A 16,005-nucleotide genomic window follows, 5' to 3' on the forward strand; every position below is an offset into this window, starting at 1 on the left:
CGATGAAAACCGAACAAGAAACCATCCTGATTCTCGGCGCCACCGGCAAAACCGGACGGCGAATTGCCCAACGCCTGCAAGCTGCCGGCCGGCCCGTTCGCCTGGGTTCTCGCGCGGCGAGCCCCGCTTTCGACTGGGAAGATAGAAGCACCTGGGCGGCTGCGCTGGAGGGCATTTACGCGGTGTACCTTTCCTTTCAACCCGACCTCGCCGTCCCGGGCGCGCTCGAAACGGTCCGGGCCTTCACCGATCAAGCGGTCAACAGCGGCGTCCGCAAACTGGTGTTGCTGTCCGGGCGCGGTGAGGTCGAAGCCGAACAGGCCGAACAGGTCGTACAGGCCGGCGGCGTCGACTGGACGATCCTGCGCGCCAGTTGGTTTTTCCAGAATTTCAGCGAAGCGCACTTCCTCGAGCCCATCCAGCAAGGGGAACTTGTCCTGCCCGTGGGCACTATCGCCGAGCCTTTCATCGATGCCGAAGACATTGCCGAAATCGCCGTCGCGGCGCTGACCCAACCCGGACACTCACGCCAACTCTATGAACTGACCGGCCCACGCGCGCTGACCTTTGCCGAAGCGGTCAAGGAAATCGCCCGTGAGACCCAGCGCGATATCCAGTTCGCCTCAGTCCCGGCGGACGATTATCGCCAAGCATTGGAACAGGCAGAACTCCCAGCCGAAGTGATCGACCTGGTGCTGTACCTGTTCACCACCGTGCTCGATGGCCGCAATACGTCGGTAGCCGATGGCGTCCAGCGTGCGTTAGGGCGGCCGGCGCGGGACTTTAGCGATTATGTCCGGCGCACGGCGGCGACCGGGGTGTGGGCCAGCGAAGGATAACGTCCCATTATTCAGTCCGACTTCAATAGCTGAGGGAATGAAGTGCTGAGCAATCATCGTTTGTCCCCCTACGCGATGATGCTCAGAATCGGGCGCAGACGTTACCCGCTGTTTTTCCCTCTGAACGCGTCAGAACCGCCAGAAAGTGAGCCCTTTTCCTTCTTCACCATTCGCCTCAGGAGATCACAATGAATAAAACCATTTCTCGTCGTAGCGGAGGTCAGATATTGGTGGATGCCTTGCGCATCCATGGCGTCAAAAGGGCTTTTTGTGTGCCGGGAGAAAGCTACCTGGCGGTTCTCGACGCATTGCATGACGTGCAAGAAGACATCGATCTGATTGTTTGCCGTCAGGAAGGCGGTGCCGCCTATATGGCAGAAGCCTACGGCAAGCTCACTGGAGCGCCGGGCATCTGCTTCGTGACTCGCGGCCCAGGTGCAACCAACGCCGCGGTTGGCGTCCACACCGCCTTCCAGGACTCGACGCCGATGATCCTCTTCATTGGCCAGGTCGCTCGCGATCAGCAGTATCGCGAAGCATTCCAAGAGGTCGACTTCCGCCAGATGTTTGGCCCCTTGGCGAAGTGGGTCGTACAAATCGACGACACCCGAAGAATTCCCGAACTGGTGAGCCAGGCGTTTCACCGAGCAGTCAATGGCAGGCCGGGGCCGGTCGTGGTCGCCCTGCCAGAAGACGTGCTGACCGAAATGGCCGAGGTCAGTGATGCCGGCGCGTTCAAACGGGTGTTGATGACGCCGGCAGTCGAGCAAATGGCGGCCATGCAGCAACTGCTTGAGCAATCGGAACGGCCATTGATGGTGTTGGGCGGCAGCGGCTGGGATCCCGAGTCCGTGCAGGACATTCGCCTTTTTGCAGAACAACAGCATCTCCCGGTGGCCGCCTCCTTTCGTTGTCAGGACCTGTTCGACAATCGGCACCCCAACTATGTCGGCGATCTTGGATTCGCGGCCTCCGCACAGTTGTCGTTAGCCGTGAAAGAGGCTGACCTGCTGCTGGTCGTCGGCTCGCGAATGGGGGAAGTGTCGACAGGCGGATACGTGGCCCTGGATATTCCCGTCCCCAAGCAAACCCTGATTCACATTCACCAAGGTATTGAAGAGCTGGGACGGGTCTATCAACCGGCGTTGGCGATCAACAGCAGTATGTCGAGCTTTGCAAAAGCAGCCGCAGGACTGTCACCCACAAACCCGCAAAAAACCAGTGAGTGGACGCGCACGCTGAATCAGCATTACCTGCAAAACCTGGAACGCACATCCTCCCCCGGCCCAGTGCAAATGGCCGACATCATTGAGTGGTTGAATCGCAGGCTTCCAGATGACGCGATCCTGACCAATGGCGCCGGCAACTACGCCGTCTGGCTTCAACGCTTCTATCAGTTCCGCCATTACCGCACCCAGTTAGGTCCCACCAACGGCTCCATGGGTTACGGCGTGCCGGCTGCCGTGGCCGCCAAACTGACCTGTCCGGATCGCGTGGTGGTTTCGTTCTCCGGGGATGGCTGCTTCTTGATGAATGGTCAGGAGCTCGCCACCGCCGCGCAATACGGGGCCAATGTGATTTTCGTGGTGGTCAACAACGGCATGTACGGAACCATCAGAATGCACCAGGAGCGCAATTACCCTGGGCGCGTGTCCGGCACGCAATTGCACAACCCGGATTTCGCCGCACTGGCCCAAGCCTATGGACTGCATGGCGAGGTGGTCGCCGAGACCTGCGACTTTGCGCCCGCCTTCGAGCGCTGCCTGACCATGTCCCGGCCATCGTTGATTGAGGTCAGAGTCGACCCGGAAGCCTTGACCCCTCGTCTCAGCCTGACGCAGATCAGAGAGCAATCAAGCAAACAGTGAGCGGCCATTTTCAGGGTCGGTCGTCAAACAGTCGATTGCACCACCGCTTGCCGCCCCTTGAAGGCCAGTGAACGGCGGTGGTTAATAAACGCTAAGACAACGCACATAATGCCTGCCATCGGCTCAGTGGCTGCTGACGTTTGCTGGGCCTAACCAACATCCAGCACGGAACGCACATGAATTTTTTCAAGAAGCTTCTCGGTTCACTGAAAGGTCCAGCAACCCCGGACGCCCAGCCACCTCACGCATTTTCCGAGCCGGTAGCTGCCGACAACCCGACAGCATTCGAAGTGGCCAATGAGGCCGCTCGACATGCCAGCGAGGCGTGCCTGGATCGTCATTGGCGCGCGGTCGGCACCGTCGAGCAGGATGTCCTTGCCTACTTCATCAGTCCGAGCCTGTCAGGTGGACCTTACTGGCCCTCGACCCGCCAGGCCTACCGGGTGGTCCGCCGTGGCGATTCGATCATCCTCGCCACCGAAGGCCTGTCCGACCCGTTCGATGATACTGAAGGGATGGGCAATGGTTTCGAAATGGAGTTATTCATCGAAACCGCCGATATCCCCGTGCACGCCCGCGGCCCTGTGGGTGAGGTCAATCCTTTCCAGCGCAGTTGGGCCTTCGAGCTGCTGGAACACGTGGCCAAGACCGTGGCCGACGCGGGAGGAATCACCCATCAGCTTGAACAATACGGCGCGCTCTCCCTCGAATGTCCCGGGGTCAGCCAGTCGCACCACATGAAAGATCAACTTCCCCAACATTTCATCACCGCTGACGACTCGACCGGCGTCTTGCTGGGTGCCCCGGAAGCGGATTTCCCGACCCGCCTGGACGACATGCCCTTATCGCCGGTCAGCCTGGTTCCGGTGGTATTGATCACGGCGTCGGAGCTTGAATACGTCCGTGCCGGTGGGCGCGCGGCGCGAGAGGATCTGGTGATCCGCCTGAAAGCTGCGGGCGTCGGGCATATGAGCAGCCTGCAGCGTGCCAGCGTTGTGTGACCGGGCGGTTCAAATGAAAATTTACCGTCCAAGGTTCTGGTCACTGGATTCGGGCATTGATTACAGCGCTCCGGTCATCCACCTCAACGATATCGTGCCGGCCGTGGGTAAAAAGACATTCGCGTTCTTTGATCGCGACGACCGCCCGGAAGCCGGTGCAACCATTCTGCTGATCTGGTGCCCGCCCGTGTCCGACTTGAATGGCTGGAGTGAACAACCTTCCGAAATTTCGCAAAGCCATCTCTTGAAAGCACACGTCATCGGCGTGGCCCAAGCGTGCGCGCATCCAGCTCCCCAGGGCGAGCGCAAGTACGAACTTGAGATCCTCGCTTGCGAACGATTACTGCCAGCCCTGCAAGCACTTCCAGAGGAGTCGACATCCTGGAATCTGCAAGGCATTGGCAGCGAGCAAGGGAATTTTCTGGCATGGGATGAGCTGCACTGGTGTGGTCGCGCGCTCGTTGAAGGATTTACCTATTTAACGGCGAATACCTCAAACGAGGCGCACCTGGAATTGATCCTCGAGGAATCCGGCGACGATCTGATCGGGCTTTTTTCAGTGCACATCGATCCCGGTGGCACCTTTCATGAGATGGGCAGGAAGCAGCTTACGGGCGAGGAACGACGAGTCGTCGAACGGGCCATTAAGCTGGCGCACCCGCTGCAAGATTCACAGGCGCTCTACTTGGTGCAGTGACGCGTCGGCATCCGTCACTCTTCAAACCGCCCCGTGCCTTCACGATCACCCGCGTACCGTCGCGTCAGCGGAAACGCCGGCAGCCAGGACTCGCGACGCACGGTCCAGCTTTCATAGGTGGGCGTCAGTTGGTCGGGTGCGTCCAGGCAGCCGAGGTTGACTTCGATTTCGTCGGCGCTGCGGTTGAACACCGACGAGCCGCAGCGGGGACAGAAACACCGCCCGGCGTAGTCGCGGGTTTCGCCTTCGATCGTCACCGCCTCCTGGGGGAAAATCGCCGAAGCGTGAAATAACGCTCCGTGATGTTTGCGGCAGTCGAGGCAGTGACACAGGCCGACGCGATAGGGTCGGCCCGAGGCCTCGATCCGGACATTGCCGCACAGGCAGCCGCCAGTGAATCGGTCCATGCTGTGTCTCCTCTGAAATCATGCGATGGGCCTGTTAAAAATAGTCCAAGCAACCCCCGTAACAAACCTGTCACGCCCCGCCTGCTATCTTCCCCGCCCTGCCCCCATTGCCCTGCCCAAGGTGCCCCTCAAGGTGTTCTCAACCTCGACACGCCAGTCAATCATCCTCAGGTCCAACGACATGCGCTGCGACGGCTTCGGCGCGCTGTTCTCGAAGCTGTTCGGCAACCGCTACGCCGACACGCCGCCCCCGCCGGGGCACATCATCATCGGCGGGGTCTACGGCCGGCACGAAGGCGTGAGTTTTCGCCGCATGCACTATCGAGGCGACTTCACGGTGGCCTTTCCCGATCCCGTGGATGAAATCACTTTCGTCATTCCCACCGCTGGCACGATTGTCTTCAACCACGGCACCGAGTCGGTAGGCGTTGCCCACGTTGGGCTGGCGATCGACAAGGCGGATATTCGCTCGATGCGGTTTATCGACAACCATGCGCAGCACGGGATTTCGATCCGGCGCGGGGTGATCACCGAACGTCTGTCGATGCTGCTGGGCAAGCCGATCTTGAACCCGCTGATTTTCGAGCCACAGGTGGATCTGGATTCCCCGGCGTTCCAGGGCATCAAGGCTTTGATCGATCTGGCCACGGGCACCGAGTTCGACCTGCTGATCAACGCCGGTACGCTGATGCCCTCGCGCCTTCGGGAAATGCTGGTGGACGCGGTGCTGGAGGCCTGGCCGCACAACTTCAGCCAAGCCCTTCGCCGCCCTGAGCCGCTGATTGCGCCACGGCATGTGAAGCGGGCGGTCGAGTACATTCAGGCACATCCCGACAACCTGGTCAGCGGCACGGAGCTGGCGCGGCTGAGCAACGTCAGCCAGCGTGCTTTGCAGGAGGGGTTTCGGCGGTTTGTGGGCATGTCGATCGTGGCCTATCAGCGGCAGGTGCGTCTGGAGCGCGCCTACGCTGCACTGGCGGACGGTGCGTTCACGTCCGTGACCGAGGTGGCCGTGCGATACGGGTTCAGCAATGTCGGCAGGTTTTGCCAGTACTTCCAGAACGCCTACGGTATCAGCCCGGCGGAGGCGAAAAACGGCTTGAAAAACCGGCGTTGAACACGACGAGCAACCTGTGGCGAGGGAGCTTGCTCCCGCTGGGTCGCGAAGCGGCCCCCTGCTCTATCTGAAAAGCAGGGGACTGCTGCGCAGTCCAGCGGGAGCAAGCTCCCTCGCCACAGTTTGGGTGTTGATCAGAACAGATAGCTGGCCTTGAGACCGCCGCTGAAGCCGTGGCTGTCACCTCCACCGCTGGCGCCGACTTCGGCACCCAGGCTCAATGCGCCAAGGTTGGCCATGAGATTGACGCCGCCGCTGAACTGATCGCGGTTGTCGAAGGCGGCACGCTGTTCGATGTCCAGGCCCAGCAAGTGGCCTTCGCTGTCGACGGTGTGATCGCCCAGCACATGCTCGTAACCCACTTCAACACCCGGCACCAGGTTCCACGCGCCCATGCCCATCGGTGCGAACGAGGCCTTGAGGTTGGCCACGGCACTGCGGCGGGTGGCCTGGAGGCCATCGACATCGAGGGCCAGTTCGCTGCCCTTCTCCTGAAAGCCCGACACGTCCAGATGACTGACGCGCACACCGAGACTCGGTTCGAGGATCATGCCGCTCACCGGCAAACGGTAGCCCAGCGCTAGGCTCGCCCCGCTGAGGTTGCCATGGCTGTCGCCCTTGGCCGAACCGAGCCCACCGCCGAGGTCGCGCTTGCTGTCGTAGTCGAGCCAACCGGCATTGACGTCGGCGTCGACAAATAGTCCGCGTTCCAGACCGCCCGGCGCATAACGCGCACCCACGCTGAAAAAGGTCAGGTCGGTATCCGCCTCGCCGCCCGCCCCGCCGACATTGCCGCGACTGTAGCCGAAGCCGGCATGGGCGCTAAGTTGTTCGGATAAGCGTTGCGTCAGGCCGACCATCAACCCTTGGCTGTGCTCGTTGCTGCTGGCGGTGTGGGCCGAGCCGTCAGTGCCCAGATAGCCCGTCAGCGCGGTGCTCCATAACCGGTATTGGCCGACCTTGAGGTCCGTGCCGCTGCTGAACGGCGCCGACGCCTGTTCGATCATCGCGCCTTGACGCAGCAGATAACTGGCAGCGTCCGCATGCACCTGGCCGCCGACGGTGGATTCGACCCCACCGAGGCTGCCGGCATCGATGGCCGATTGCAGGTAGTTGTTGTAGACGCTGTAGGTGCCGGAGAGGTGGCTGTTCTGCAACTGTTGCAACAACTGCGCGCCGGCAGCGGCGTTGCCGATCAGGCCGGCCTGGCCCGGCAGGCTGTTGTATTCGACCATTTTGCCGCGCAACACATAGAGGGTTTCCTGGGACAGACCCAGGCCTTGCTTGAGGTAATTGTCCATGCTGCCGTATTGCGCGATCACCTGATCCAGACCTGCCTGCAAGTAGCTGGCCTCGACCCCGAGCAGCGGCGCATAGACCGCTGCCATGCTCGCCGGCATCGCCTTCAGGGTCGCGGCCACCCGCGCGGCGGTGTAGTCGTTGGTCGCCAGGTAGTTGCTCATGATCGTGGCGCTGTCGACGCCTGCGATGCTCTGCAACACAGCCGCGGTCCAACCGGTGCGGTCCTTGCCGGCGGTGCAGTGGAACAGCGCGGCGCCGTCGACACTCGCCAGTTCATTGAACAACCGGGTGAACTGGCTGCGCATCCCCGCATCACTGACGAACGCGCGGTTGGTCTGCTGCATCATGGCGATGGCATCGGCGGCGCTTTTGAACGAGACCGTGGTGATGTTCGCGCCGGACGTGGTGCTGCCGATGATGTCGATGTTCTCGTAGGTCGCCCCGGTGAGTAGTGTGTCGGGCGTGGCGGCGATCTCACTCGGCGTGCGCAGGTCGTAGATCGCCTTGATGCCGAGGCCATTCAACGTGGCCAGATCCGCCGCCGACGGCGTCAGCGCGTTGGAGCGATAGAACACGCCGCTGCGCATCGTGCCATCGTGGGCCGTGGAGTAGGCGGTGGTAATGCCGGCGATATCGCGGAAATTGTCGATGCTGCGCAGGTGCGGAGTATCGAGGGCAGCGCTCTCGGCAGCCTGGGCGGCGGCGATGGACAGGCTCAAAACGGACAGCGAACACAGAAGACGTTGAAACACGGGGCAGCCTCATTGGAAACGCGTTGGGCTGGCCACTATCTGCAATGAAATGAGACTGAATGTGACAAATGGCCGAGGGTTGAAAATGCCGGCGCGATGGGGCCGTGGTGTGCGTTTTCTGTCCATGTTCGTGCGACTTGTGCCGCTCGTCAGTGGCTTAGCACCTTTTCCCGTCCTGTTCTTCCAACGTTTTGTACCCCTCGCTGGAGGATAAAACGATGAACAGAACAATCGCCGCGCTCACCTTCGCGAGCCTGCTGATGCCCTGCAGCCTTGTCGCGTTGGCCGCCGAGAAGACCGCCGCAGAATCCGCCACCCCGGCCACCGCTGAATCCAACGACGAGAAGGCCAACAAAAAGGGCGAGGAAGCGTCAGGTTCAAGCTCCGGCGCCGACTCCCAATCCATGGAAAAAGAAGCCGACTCCTCGACCGAAACGACGGACAAGCCACAACCGCCGAAACAGTGACGGTGTTGCCCCAAGTTGTGCGCGACATCCGTAATGCGTACCGCCACATGCGTGATTCCCGGCACCGGGTTTGCGTTGAGCGTCAGGGCACAAAATAAAACCCTCTATTACAGTCGCTGCCCCCCTTATCTTTTATTCATATGAGATTTCAAACGGCAAGCTCGAATTCGCCACCCCGGCCTTGATCGCTTGGCCATTGAGCACATACGCCGCGCCGACTTCGACCGTTCCATAACCCGCACCGCCGCCGACGGATTTCAAGTTACCGACGATGGTGTTATCGAAGGTGCTCCCCAGGTTGATAATCCGATTGCCTTCATTCACCGCAACGATCGCAATGGCGCCACCCTTGGCTGCGTTGCCGCCCCCGGTACCGGTCACCTTGAGTAACCGACGATCATTGGGATCGACGCCCGTGCCGCCCGTCGTCGCTTTAAAGGTCATCACAATGGTCCGGAAGGAACCTCTTGAGGCGCAAAAGACTTCCAGTGTGATTTTCCTGACGCCTTGGGTCACGAAAGACGCACCGCTGACACTCGGCATATTGGTAAAGGCCACATCCCCCATGTTGATCTTCTGTTTGAGGTCACCGGTCTCGACACTGCAGCTTTTATCCACATAAGTACCGGTAAAACGGACGGTGCCTGTCGCTGCAAACGTCATGCTCGGGAGCAGGACGGAGACTACAAAAGCGCTTATTGAACTTGAAACGTTCTTCATTGACTTGATCACCCCGCAATTGGCACTGCTCAATCTGTTTCTTTAATCACCGAACGATTGTGAACAATGCCCGAAGCTGTCCAGACTAGAGACTGGCGTGGAAGATCGTTGTAGGAGCACTCCGATGAAAATGTAGGACCACAACGATCGATCATGAATGATGGGGACTACAAAAAAGGTGTCTCGATTCTGCTGGCGTGGCACGTAAACTGATCCACACTCAATCCCAATCGAAAAAATCATGAGGCCCGCAGTGCGAACATTTGATCTGATCCGCGATGCCGTTTTGCCTGAGTTCCGCGACCGGGTGTCCGAATACCTGGTCGAGTACGAAATCGTGCTGCGCGAGCAGGCGCCCGATTCGGAGTCGGTGCGCGCGGTCGCCAACCAGTTGCGCGGGTATTTGCGCGGCCTCAACACCACGCGAGTGCTGGGCATGGCCGACTGGGAAGAGCTGGATCGGCGGATTGTGGAGTCGTGGCTTTAGCGCCGGCCTCTGCGAAAAACAGGGCCAAACGCATACAATCGCCGTCTCTCTCCAACAACCAGCCAGGCCCGTCAGGAAATGCCGCTCGACCCGCTCACGATGTTGACACTCTCGGTCGCGCTTGCCGCGGCCGCCGCGCTGTACCTGGCGATCGAATGGCGCAGTATTCGTGAGCCTTCGCTGCTGTTCTGGAGCGCCGGGTTTGCCACGATCAGCGTGGGCTCCACCCTCGCCCTGCTACGCAGCAGCGGTTTTCTGCTGATCGGCATCTGGTTCGCCAACGGCCTGCTGGTGACCGCCCACTTCCTGTTCCTGCTCGGCGTTGCGCGCTTCACGCAAACGCGCCTGTCCCGCGGCTGGTGGCTGATCTTCCTCGTTTGGCTGGCCATGCTGTTGTTACCGGACGGGCCCATCTGGTCGAAAGTCATGCTGCTGGCCAACTCGCTGCTGGTCGCGCTATCGACGTTGCGGGCCAGTTTACTCTTGCGCCCGCACGGCAAGTCGTTGAGCGTGGGCGCGGTGCAGTTGCGTTATGTGCTGCTGATCCACGGCAGCTTCTATGTGGCCAAGGCACTGACCGCCGTGATTCCGGGCACGCTGATCGATCTGGCCGCGTTGCGGGGCGAGATCATCCAGATTTCCCTGGTCGAAGGCGCGATGGCCATCATGCTGATCGCGTTGTCGATGACCGGTACTGAACGCTACCGGCGGGAGAAACAGATCGCCCGGCTGGCGGCACGCGATCCGTTGACCGCCCTGTACAACCGCCGCGCCCTCGAAGTCCGGGCACCGCGCCTGTTCGAGGACGTCTGCGCAACTCGCCCTGGCGCCTTGCTGCTGATCGATATCGACCACTTCAAACCGGTCAACGACCTGCACGGCCACACCGCCGGCGACCGCTTGCTCGTGGCCCTGAGCGAGCTGATTCGCGCGCACCTGCCCGAAGCGGCGCTGGCGGCGAGGCTCGGCGGTGACGAGTTCATCATCTTGCTCAATAACACCTCGACCGAGCGGGTCATCAGCCTGGGCAACGCTCTGCGCGAACAATTTCAGCAAACCGCCGCACAAACATTCACCACGCCCGAAACGGTGACGCTGAGCATCGGCGCCACCCTCTTCGATCAACCGCCCGTCAGCCTGGCAGCATTGATCGAGCAAGGTGACGCCGCGCTCTACGCGTCCAAGCGTGGCGGACGCGACAGCATTCGTCTGGTTGATCGGACAGGCGCCGGTAGCGAATACATGCCCGACCGCGTTCAGCGTTAAACTCCGCCAACGTCTGGCTCTAATCGTTCAGAAGGACCGCGCCATGCCTCATTTCGAAACGTCCCTGCAAGACATCGCCGCGCCCGAAGGCGTCTGCTACGGTTGCGGCGGCAGCAACCCGCATGGGCTGCACATCAAGAGCGTCTGGCATGAAGACGGCGTGCACGTGATCGCCGAGCACATTCCCGATGCCAAATACTGCGGCTGGCCGGATCTGGTCTACGGCGGTTTGATCGCGATGCTGGTCGACTGCCACTCCAACTGGACGGCGATGGCCTATCACTACCGCGTGGAGCAGCGTGAACCGGGAAGCCTGCCGCGCATCGATTGCGTCACCGGCAACCTTGGGATCAAGTTCATCAAACCGACGCCCATGGGCGTGCCGCTGACCCTGCGAGCGAAAGTCGAGGGCGATGTCGGGCGCAAAACCCGCGTCATCTGCGAGGTCTACGCCGGCGATGTGCTTACCGCGATCGGCGACTCGATCTTCGTGCGGGTGGACACCGGGCAATTGGCGAACGCGGCGCACGGCCGATGAAAACCGGGGTCATTTCCGACACCCACGGCCTGCTCCGCCCCGAAGCCATCGCCGCCCTGCAAGGCTGTGAGCACATCATTCACGCAGGGGATATCGGCAGCCCGGAGGTCCTCGCGCAGTTGGCAGCGATTGCGCCGGTGCAGGTGGTGCGCGGCAACAATGACCTGGACGCGCCCTGGGCGCGCGAATTGGCCGATTGTCTGCGGTTCGATCTCAACGGCTGGCAGGTGCTGCTGGTGCATGACATCGCCGACGTGGCGGCCAATCTGGATGACAGTATCCAATTGGTGATCACCGGCCATTCGCACAAACCGAGCATCGAATGGCGCGGCCAGGTGCTTTACCTGAACCCGGGCAGCGCCGGGCGTCGGCGCTTCAAACTGCCGGTCACGCTGGCGCTGCTTGAGGTGCTCGCCGATTCCATCGAACCGCGCCTGGTGCCGCTGCTTGAATGATGGGGCGCCCTGCGCCGTGCTTAAATAGCGCCCATTGAAAGCCCAGACACTGCGCGCACTGCCGTACAACGAGAACAACCATGAACAGCCATTTTGAGAGAACAGCATGATCGAGGTCACCGAGGTTTCCATTGCCGAGCTGCGTGCGGCGCTCGAATCGGGCCAGACCACGTCAGTTGAGTTGGTCCAGGCTTATCTCGCCCGCATCGACGCCTATGACGGCCCCGACACCGCCACCGCCCTCAACGCCGTGGTGGTGCGCAACCCCGAGGCGCTGAACGAAGCCCAAGCCTCCGATGCCCGCCGGGCCAAAGGCCAGACGCTGGGCCCGCTCGATGGCATCACCTACACGGCCAAGGACAGTTACCTAGTGAAGGGGTTGACCGCTGCGTCCGGCAGTCCGGCCTTCGCCAACCTTGTCGCGCATCGCGATGCGTTCACCATCGAACGGCTGCGCGGCGCCGGAGCGATTTGCCTGGGCAAGACCAACATGCCGCCGATGGCCAACGGCGGGATGCAGCGCGGGGTCTATGGCCGGGCTGAGAGTCCGTACAACGCGAACTACCTCACGGCGCCTTTTGCTTCCGGCTCATCGAACGGTGCAGGCACGGCCACCGCCGCCAGTTTCGCGGCATTCGGTTTGGCGGAAGAAACCTGGTCGAGCGGTCGCGGCCCGGCATCGAACAATGGTTTGTGCGCCTACACGCCGTCGCGCGGGATCATCTCGGTGCGCGGCAACTGGCCGCTGACCCCGACCATGGACGTGGTCGTGCCGTTCGCCCGGACCATGGCTGACTTGCTTGAAGTGCTCGACGTCGTGGTCGCGGAAGATCCCGATACACGCGGCGACCTGTGGCGGCTGCAACCGTGGGTGCCGATTCCGAGCGTTGCTTCGGTGCGCCCTGCGTCCTATGCCGAGCTGGCCGCCAACCCCGAGGCACTTGCTGGTAAGCGTCTTGGTATTCCTCGCATGTACATCAATGCCGATCCTGAAGCGGGTACGTCAGAAGCGCCGGGGATTGGTGGCCCAACCGGGCAACGCATCAACACCCGCGACTCGGTGATCGAGCTTTGGAAACAGGCGCGCCAGGCACTTGAAGCGGCGGGCGCTGAAGTGATCGAAGTTGATTTCCCGCTGGTGTCCAATTGCGAAGGCGATCGCCCCGGCGCGCCGACGGTGTTCAATCGCGGCATCGTGTCCAAGGAGTTCCTGCACCATGAGTTGTGGGACCTGACGGCGTGGGCGTTTGATGATTTCCTGCGGGCCAATGGCGATCCGAAATTGAATCGCCTGGCGGATGTGGATGGGCCGCTGATCTTCCCCCATGACCCGGGGACGTTGCCTAATCGCGAGGGCGATCTGGCGGCGGGCATGGATGAATATGTGCGCATGGCTGAGCGCGGGATTACGCCGTGGGACCAGATCAGCACCGTGCCCGACGGACTTCGAGGGCTGGAACAAACCCGCCGACTTGATCTTGAACACTGGATGGATCGGCTTGGGCTGGATGCGGTGCTGTTCCCGACCGTTGCTGATGTCGGGCCGGCGGATGCGGATGTGAATCCTGCGTCGGCGGACATTGCCTGGAGTAATGGGGTTTGGGTAGCCAATGGCAACCTCGCCATCCGCCATTTGGGCGTTCCCACCGTCACCGTGCCGATGGGTGTGATGGCGGACATTGGGATGCCGGTCGGGCTGACGTTTTCCGGGCGTGCCTATGATGATTCGACGTTGCTGCGGTTGGCGGCGGCGTTTGAAGCAACGGGCAGCAAGCGGATGATTCCGCCGCGCACCCCGGCGCTGTCTGACTGACATAGATCTGAAGCAACACAAACACCTTGTGGCGAGGGGGCTTGCCCCCGTTCGGCTGCGAAGCAGTCGCAAAACCATTGCACGCTGTGTGCCTGATGCACCGTGGTGATAGGTTTTGGGGCCGCTGCGCGACCCAACGGGGGCAAGCCCCCTCGCCACAGATTAGTGTTCTGCCCAACTACACATTTAATGAACCCTGCCCGCCACCACCCACCTAAAGAAATGACTTTCAGGAGGTGGCTAATGCAAATCGAATACGTCTGGATCGCACTCGCGGCAATACTGGTGGTGATTGAACTGTGGGCGATCAACAAAGTGATCAAAAGCGGCAGCAAGGTCGACAACAAAGGCGTGTGGATCGTCGTCATCGTCTTCGTGCCCCTGATCGGCCTCATCGCCTGGGCACTGGCTGGCCCGAAACACAGCACCCATAGCGCGCAATAGCCAAGCCGCCGCACACTCGCTTTTTTTGTGGCGAGGGGGCTTGCCCCCGTTGGGCTGCGAAGCAGCCCCCCAGCACTTCAAAAAGCCCCGAAGACTCGGGGCTTTATCATTTCTGAGCATCCCGCAACCCACGTAGGGGCTACCGAAGGCTGCGATCTTTTGATCTTCACGTCCGAAAACCATGTAGGAAAACACCCTTTGTGGTGAGGGAGCTTGCTCGCGTTGGACTGCGAAGCAACCGCAATCCCCTGCCTCCAATTTCCTCAGACATTTCCGAATGCCCGGCTCACAAGGGTTTCATCACCAAACCCAGCAAATCCCCTTCACCACGATGGCCGTAATGGCGTCCTACACCCCGGTTGCGAGCACCAAAGTGCGCACCTATATTCGAGCCGTCGCTAACAGAAATTGGCGATAGGGTTTCGCAGCCCTACCGAATAGAATCAATCCTGCTCAGTCATGAGAAACCCAGGCGTGCTACGCCTGAGCCTCACTTTATGGCGACTGTGCGTGGGAGACCTACGGGTCTGCCGGGTTTGATTCTGCCTTGGTCTGCGAACCCACGCACAGTTGCCACCCATTTTGTTTCGCAGCAAAAGGGTGGCAGTTCATACACTCAATAAAGAATCGAAACTTATGACTACGAATAATCCGCCACGCCGCTTCACCCCCATGTCCCAATTCGCCACCGACTACCCCGTCCTCCTCATCGACAACGACGCCCCAATCCGCGAACTCCACAACTGCGTCAGCGAACGCCTCAACGCCGTCCTCAAATACCTCAACCTCATGGGCTGCACCACCCTCCCCGACTACGCCGAAAACGACATCAACACCGTCACCCACATCGCCTGGATCCTGATCCGGGATGTGCATGATGTGTTTCGGGTGATTGAGCGGCGTGGGTTTGATACGCCACCGAATCAGTAACCCGAATCAAGTCGCAAAAAAAACCGCATGTCTGCGGTTTTTTTACGTCGTCCTGAAGCTGGTCCAACAACCCACCCTGCCAATCCAGCCATGCAACCCGCGCCCCTTCCACCAATATCAACTTAGTGGCACTCTGCCGCCTATTTGGCCTATCTCTGCGGGATTCATTTTGCTCGAACCAGTAATCCCGCCCATTTCTCAAACCGTCACGGACACAAACGCCCATGAAACCGCTGTACTTAGGCTCACTCCTGCTGCTAATCGCAGGCTGCTCACCGATCCCGCAATACGAAGCCCCCGCCAACGCCCCACAAGCGCAGATCCGCAGCGAAATGGACGCAATGATCAATCGTCGCAACTACCTGACCCTTAGCGCAGCGCCGACCATGGCCTGCAAATACGGCCGATCGGTGCCCGTGACACCCGCTCGGCAACTGTTCTCGGTCTGGGGTGGCTACCCATCGACACCCTCGAGACCCGAAGGTTTTCGAGCCATCGAAGCGGGCAAGCCGATCCATCTTTTGCTGGAAGGCGGGGCCAGCGGCAACCGCAGATGCACGGTCGATTTTGTCACCGAGTTCATGCCGGGCGCTCGCTATGTGATCAAGGGCGGTATTACCGACGGCCCTACTGTCTTGAGCGGCTGTCAGATCCACATTGTCGATCTGGATTCCGGAGTTCGACTGTTTCAGGCCGAGCAGTCACCGGCCAACGGCTGTGCTCTGGATCGGCTGTCGTTGCCGATGCGTTGAGCGCGCGGGCTGATTGAGCACGGGGTCGTTAAATGTGTAATTGGGTGAAATGACGCTGGAAATAAGGTGATAGATCTTTGTTTAAATAGAACTGTCACCATTTTTGGGATCAAGCAGCGCCAGGCTGATTCCTGGTAAATCAGGGAAGTG

At 60.6% G+C, this 16,005-nt stretch carries 16 protein-coding genes and 1 pseudogene; 14 read left to right on the top strand and 3 right to left on the bottom strand.

What is annotated here, in order from left to right; all coding sequences use genetic code 11:
• Positions 1-2 precede the first annotated feature (2 nt).
• The 4 genes from ACZ89E_RS09730 (at position 3) to ACZ89E_RS09745 (ending at position 4,405) form a co-directional block, all read left to right on the top strand.
• Positions 3-839 (top strand): NAD(P)H-binding protein, encoded by an 837-nt coding sequence (locus ACZ89E_RS09730; RefSeq protein WP_476255492.1) that lies wholly within the window; start codon positions 3-5, stop codon positions 837-839.
• 188 nt (positions 840-1,027) lie between these two features.
• The gene (locus tag ACZ89E_RS09735) at positions 1,028-2,707 is read left to right on the top strand and encodes a thiamine pyrophosphate-binding protein (protein ID WP_476255493.1); all 1,680 of its coding nucleotides are present in this window, start codon (positions 1,028-1,030) and stop codon (positions 2,705-2,707) included.
• Positions 2,708-2,883: 176 nt separating this feature from the next.
• Positions 2,884-3,708 carry a suppressor of fused domain protein gene (locus ACZ89E_RS09740; RefSeq protein WP_476255494.1) on the top strand — a complete coding sequence of 275 codons (825 nt, stop codon included), beginning with the start codon at positions 2,884-2,886 and terminating at the stop codon, positions 3,706-3,708.
• 13 nt (positions 3,709-3,721) lie between these two features.
• Positions 3,722-4,405 (top strand): hypothetical protein, encoded by a 684-nt coding sequence (locus ACZ89E_RS09745; RefSeq protein WP_476255495.1) that lies wholly within the window; start codon positions 3,722-3,724, stop codon positions 4,403-4,405.
• Positions 4,406-4,419: 14 nt separating this feature from the next.
• On the opposite strand, the gene ACZ89E_RS09750 is transcribed toward ACZ89E_RS09745, so the two are convergent.
• Positions 4,420-4,812 carry a GFA family protein gene (locus ACZ89E_RS09750; protein ID WP_476255496.1) on the bottom strand — a complete coding sequence of 131 codons (393 nt, stop codon included), beginning with the start codon at positions 4,810-4,812 and terminating at the stop codon, positions 4,420-4,422.
• A 181-nt stretch (positions 4,813-4,993) separates the two neighbouring features.
• On the opposite strand from ACZ89E_RS09750, the gene ACZ89E_RS09755 reads away from it, so the two are divergent.
• The gene (locus ACZ89E_RS09755; RefSeq protein ID WP_476255497.1) at positions 4,994-5,929 is read left to right on the top strand and encodes a helix-turn-helix transcriptional regulator; all 936 of its coding nucleotides are present in this window, start codon (positions 4,994-4,996) and stop codon (positions 5,927-5,929) included.
• 134 nt (positions 5,930-6,063) lie between these two features.
• Here the strand turns inward: ACZ89E_RS09755 and ACZ89E_RS09760 are convergent, their stop codons facing one another.
• Positions 6,064-7,983, bottom strand: a complete 1,920-nt coding sequence (locus tag ACZ89E_RS09760) for a tyrosine-protein phosphatase (RefSeq protein WP_476255498.1) — start codon at positions 7,981-7,983, stop codon at positions 6,064-6,066.
• A 218-nt stretch (positions 7,984-8,201) separates the two neighbouring features.
• On the opposite strand from ACZ89E_RS09760, the gene ACZ89E_RS09765 reads away from it, so the two are divergent.
• The gene (locus tag ACZ89E_RS09765) at positions 8,202-8,450 is read left to right on the top strand and encodes a hypothetical protein (protein ID WP_149658468.1); all 249 of its coding nucleotides are present in this window, start codon (positions 8,202-8,204) and stop codon (positions 8,448-8,450) included.
• 132 nt (positions 8,451-8,582) lie between these two features.
• Here ACZ89E_RS09765 and ACZ89E_RS09770 read toward each other — a convergent pair whose 3' ends face one another.
• Positions 8,583-9,203, bottom strand: a complete 621-nt coding sequence (locus ACZ89E_RS09770) for a fimbrial protein (protein ID WP_463260322.1) — start codon at positions 9,201-9,203, stop codon at positions 8,583-8,585.
• 220 nt (positions 9,204-9,423) lie between these two features.
• Here ACZ89E_RS09770 and ACZ89E_RS09775 point away from each other — a divergent pair, with 220 nt between their 5' ends.
• The 8 genes and pseudogenes from ACZ89E_RS09775 to ACZ89E_RS09810 all read left to right on the top strand — a co-directional run bounded on the left by ACZ89E_RS09775 (position 9,424) and on the right by ACZ89E_RS09810 (position 15,855).
• Positions 9,424-9,657, top strand: coding sequence for a hypothetical protein (locus ACZ89E_RS09775; RefSeq protein WP_149658470.1), 234 nt, complete (start codon positions 9,424-9,426; stop codon positions 9,655-9,657).
• A gap of 684 nt (positions 9,658-10,341) precedes the next feature.
• Positions 10,342-10,908: pseudogene (locus ACZ89E_RS09780) on the top strand (GGDEF domain-containing protein); the annotation flags it as partial.
• A gap of 58 nt (positions 10,909-10,966) precedes the next feature.
• Entirely contained in the window at positions 10,967-11,461 is a 495-nt protein-coding gene (locus ACZ89E_RS09785) for a PaaI family thioesterase (protein WP_476255499.1), read from the top strand.
• Entirely contained in the window at positions 11,458-11,916 is a 459-nt protein-coding gene (locus tag ACZ89E_RS09790) for a metallophosphoesterase family protein (RefSeq protein WP_149658473.1), read from the top strand. The genes ACZ89E_RS09785 and ACZ89E_RS09790 overlap by 4 nt, the downstream gene beginning before the upstream one ends.
• A gap of 106 nt (positions 11,917-12,022) precedes the next feature.
• On the top strand, positions 12,023-13,729 hold the full coding sequence (locus ACZ89E_RS09795; RefSeq protein ID WP_476255500.1) for an amidase: 1,707 nt from the start codon (positions 12,023-12,025) through the stop codon (positions 13,727-13,729).
• Positions 13,730-13,972: 243 nt separating this feature from the next.
• Positions 13,973-14,173, top strand: a complete 201-nt coding sequence (locus tag ACZ89E_RS09800; RefSeq protein WP_149658475.1) for a PLDc N-terminal domain-containing protein — start codon at positions 13,973-13,975, stop codon at positions 14,171-14,173.
• Positions 14,174-14,809: 636 nt separating this feature from the next.
• Positions 14,810-15,103 carry a fructose-bisphosphate aldolase gene (locus tag ACZ89E_RS09805; protein WP_463260318.1) on the top strand — a complete coding sequence of 98 codons (294 nt, stop codon included), beginning with the start codon at positions 14,810-14,812 and terminating at the stop codon, positions 15,101-15,103.
• A 224-nt stretch (positions 15,104-15,327) separates the two neighbouring features.
• Complete coding sequence (locus ACZ89E_RS09810; protein ID WP_476255501.1) at positions 15,328-15,855, top strand: hypothetical protein; 528 nt, start codon at positions 15,328-15,330, stop codon at positions 15,853-15,855.
• Positions 15,856-16,005: the final 150 nt, after the last annotated feature.

This window comes from Pseudomonas sp. TE3899, from assembly GCF_056279105.1.

Coding starts and splice junctions, on each gene's coding strand:
- ACZ89E_RS09740 (WP_476255494.1), top strand. CDS start 2,884: ATGAATTTTTTCAAGAAGCTTCTCGGTTCACTGAAAGGTCCAGCAACC.
- ACZ89E_RS09805 (WP_463260318.1), top strand. CDS start 14,810: ATGACTACGAATAATCCGCCACGCCGCTTCACCCCCATGTCCCAATTC.
- ACZ89E_RS09790 (WP_149658473.1), top strand. CDS start 11,458: ATGAAAACCGGGGTCATTTCCGACACCCACGGCCTGCTCCGCCCCGAA.
- ACZ89E_RS09730 (WP_476255492.1), top strand. CDS start 3: ATGAAAACCGAACAAGAAACCATCCTGATTCTCGGCGCCACCGGCAAA.
- ACZ89E_RS09765 (WP_149658468.1), top strand. CDS start 8,202: ATGAACAGAACAATCGCCGCGCTCACCTTCGCGAGCCTGCTGATGCCC.
- ACZ89E_RS09810 (WP_476255501.1), top strand. CDS start 15,328: ATGAAACCGCTGTACTTAGGCTCACTCCTGCTGCTAATCGCAGGCTGC.
- ACZ89E_RS09785 (WP_476255499.1), top strand. CDS start 10,967: ATGCCTCATTTCGAAACGTCCCTGCAAGACATCGCCGCGCCCGAAGGC.
- ACZ89E_RS09800 (WP_149658475.1), top strand. CDS start 13,973: ATGCAAATCGAATACGTCTGGATCGCACTCGCGGCAATACTGGTGGTG.
- ACZ89E_RS09735 (WP_476255493.1), top strand. CDS start 1,028: ATGAATAAAACCATTTCTCGTCGTAGCGGAGGTCAGATATTGGTGGAT.
- ACZ89E_RS09750 (WP_476255496.1), bottom strand. CDS start 4,812: ATGGACCGATTCACTGGCGGCTGCCTGTGCGGCAATGTCCGGATCGAG.
- ACZ89E_RS09795 (WP_476255500.1), top strand. CDS start 12,023: ATGATCGAGGTCACCGAGGTTTCCATTGCCGAGCTGCGTGCGGCGCTC.
- ACZ89E_RS09745 (WP_476255495.1), top strand. CDS start 3,722: ATGAAAATTTACCGTCCAAGGTTCTGGTCACTGGATTCGGGCATTGAT.
- ACZ89E_RS09755 (WP_476255497.1), top strand. CDS start 4,994: ATGCGCTGCGACGGCTTCGGCGCGCTGTTCTCGAAGCTGTTCGGCAAC.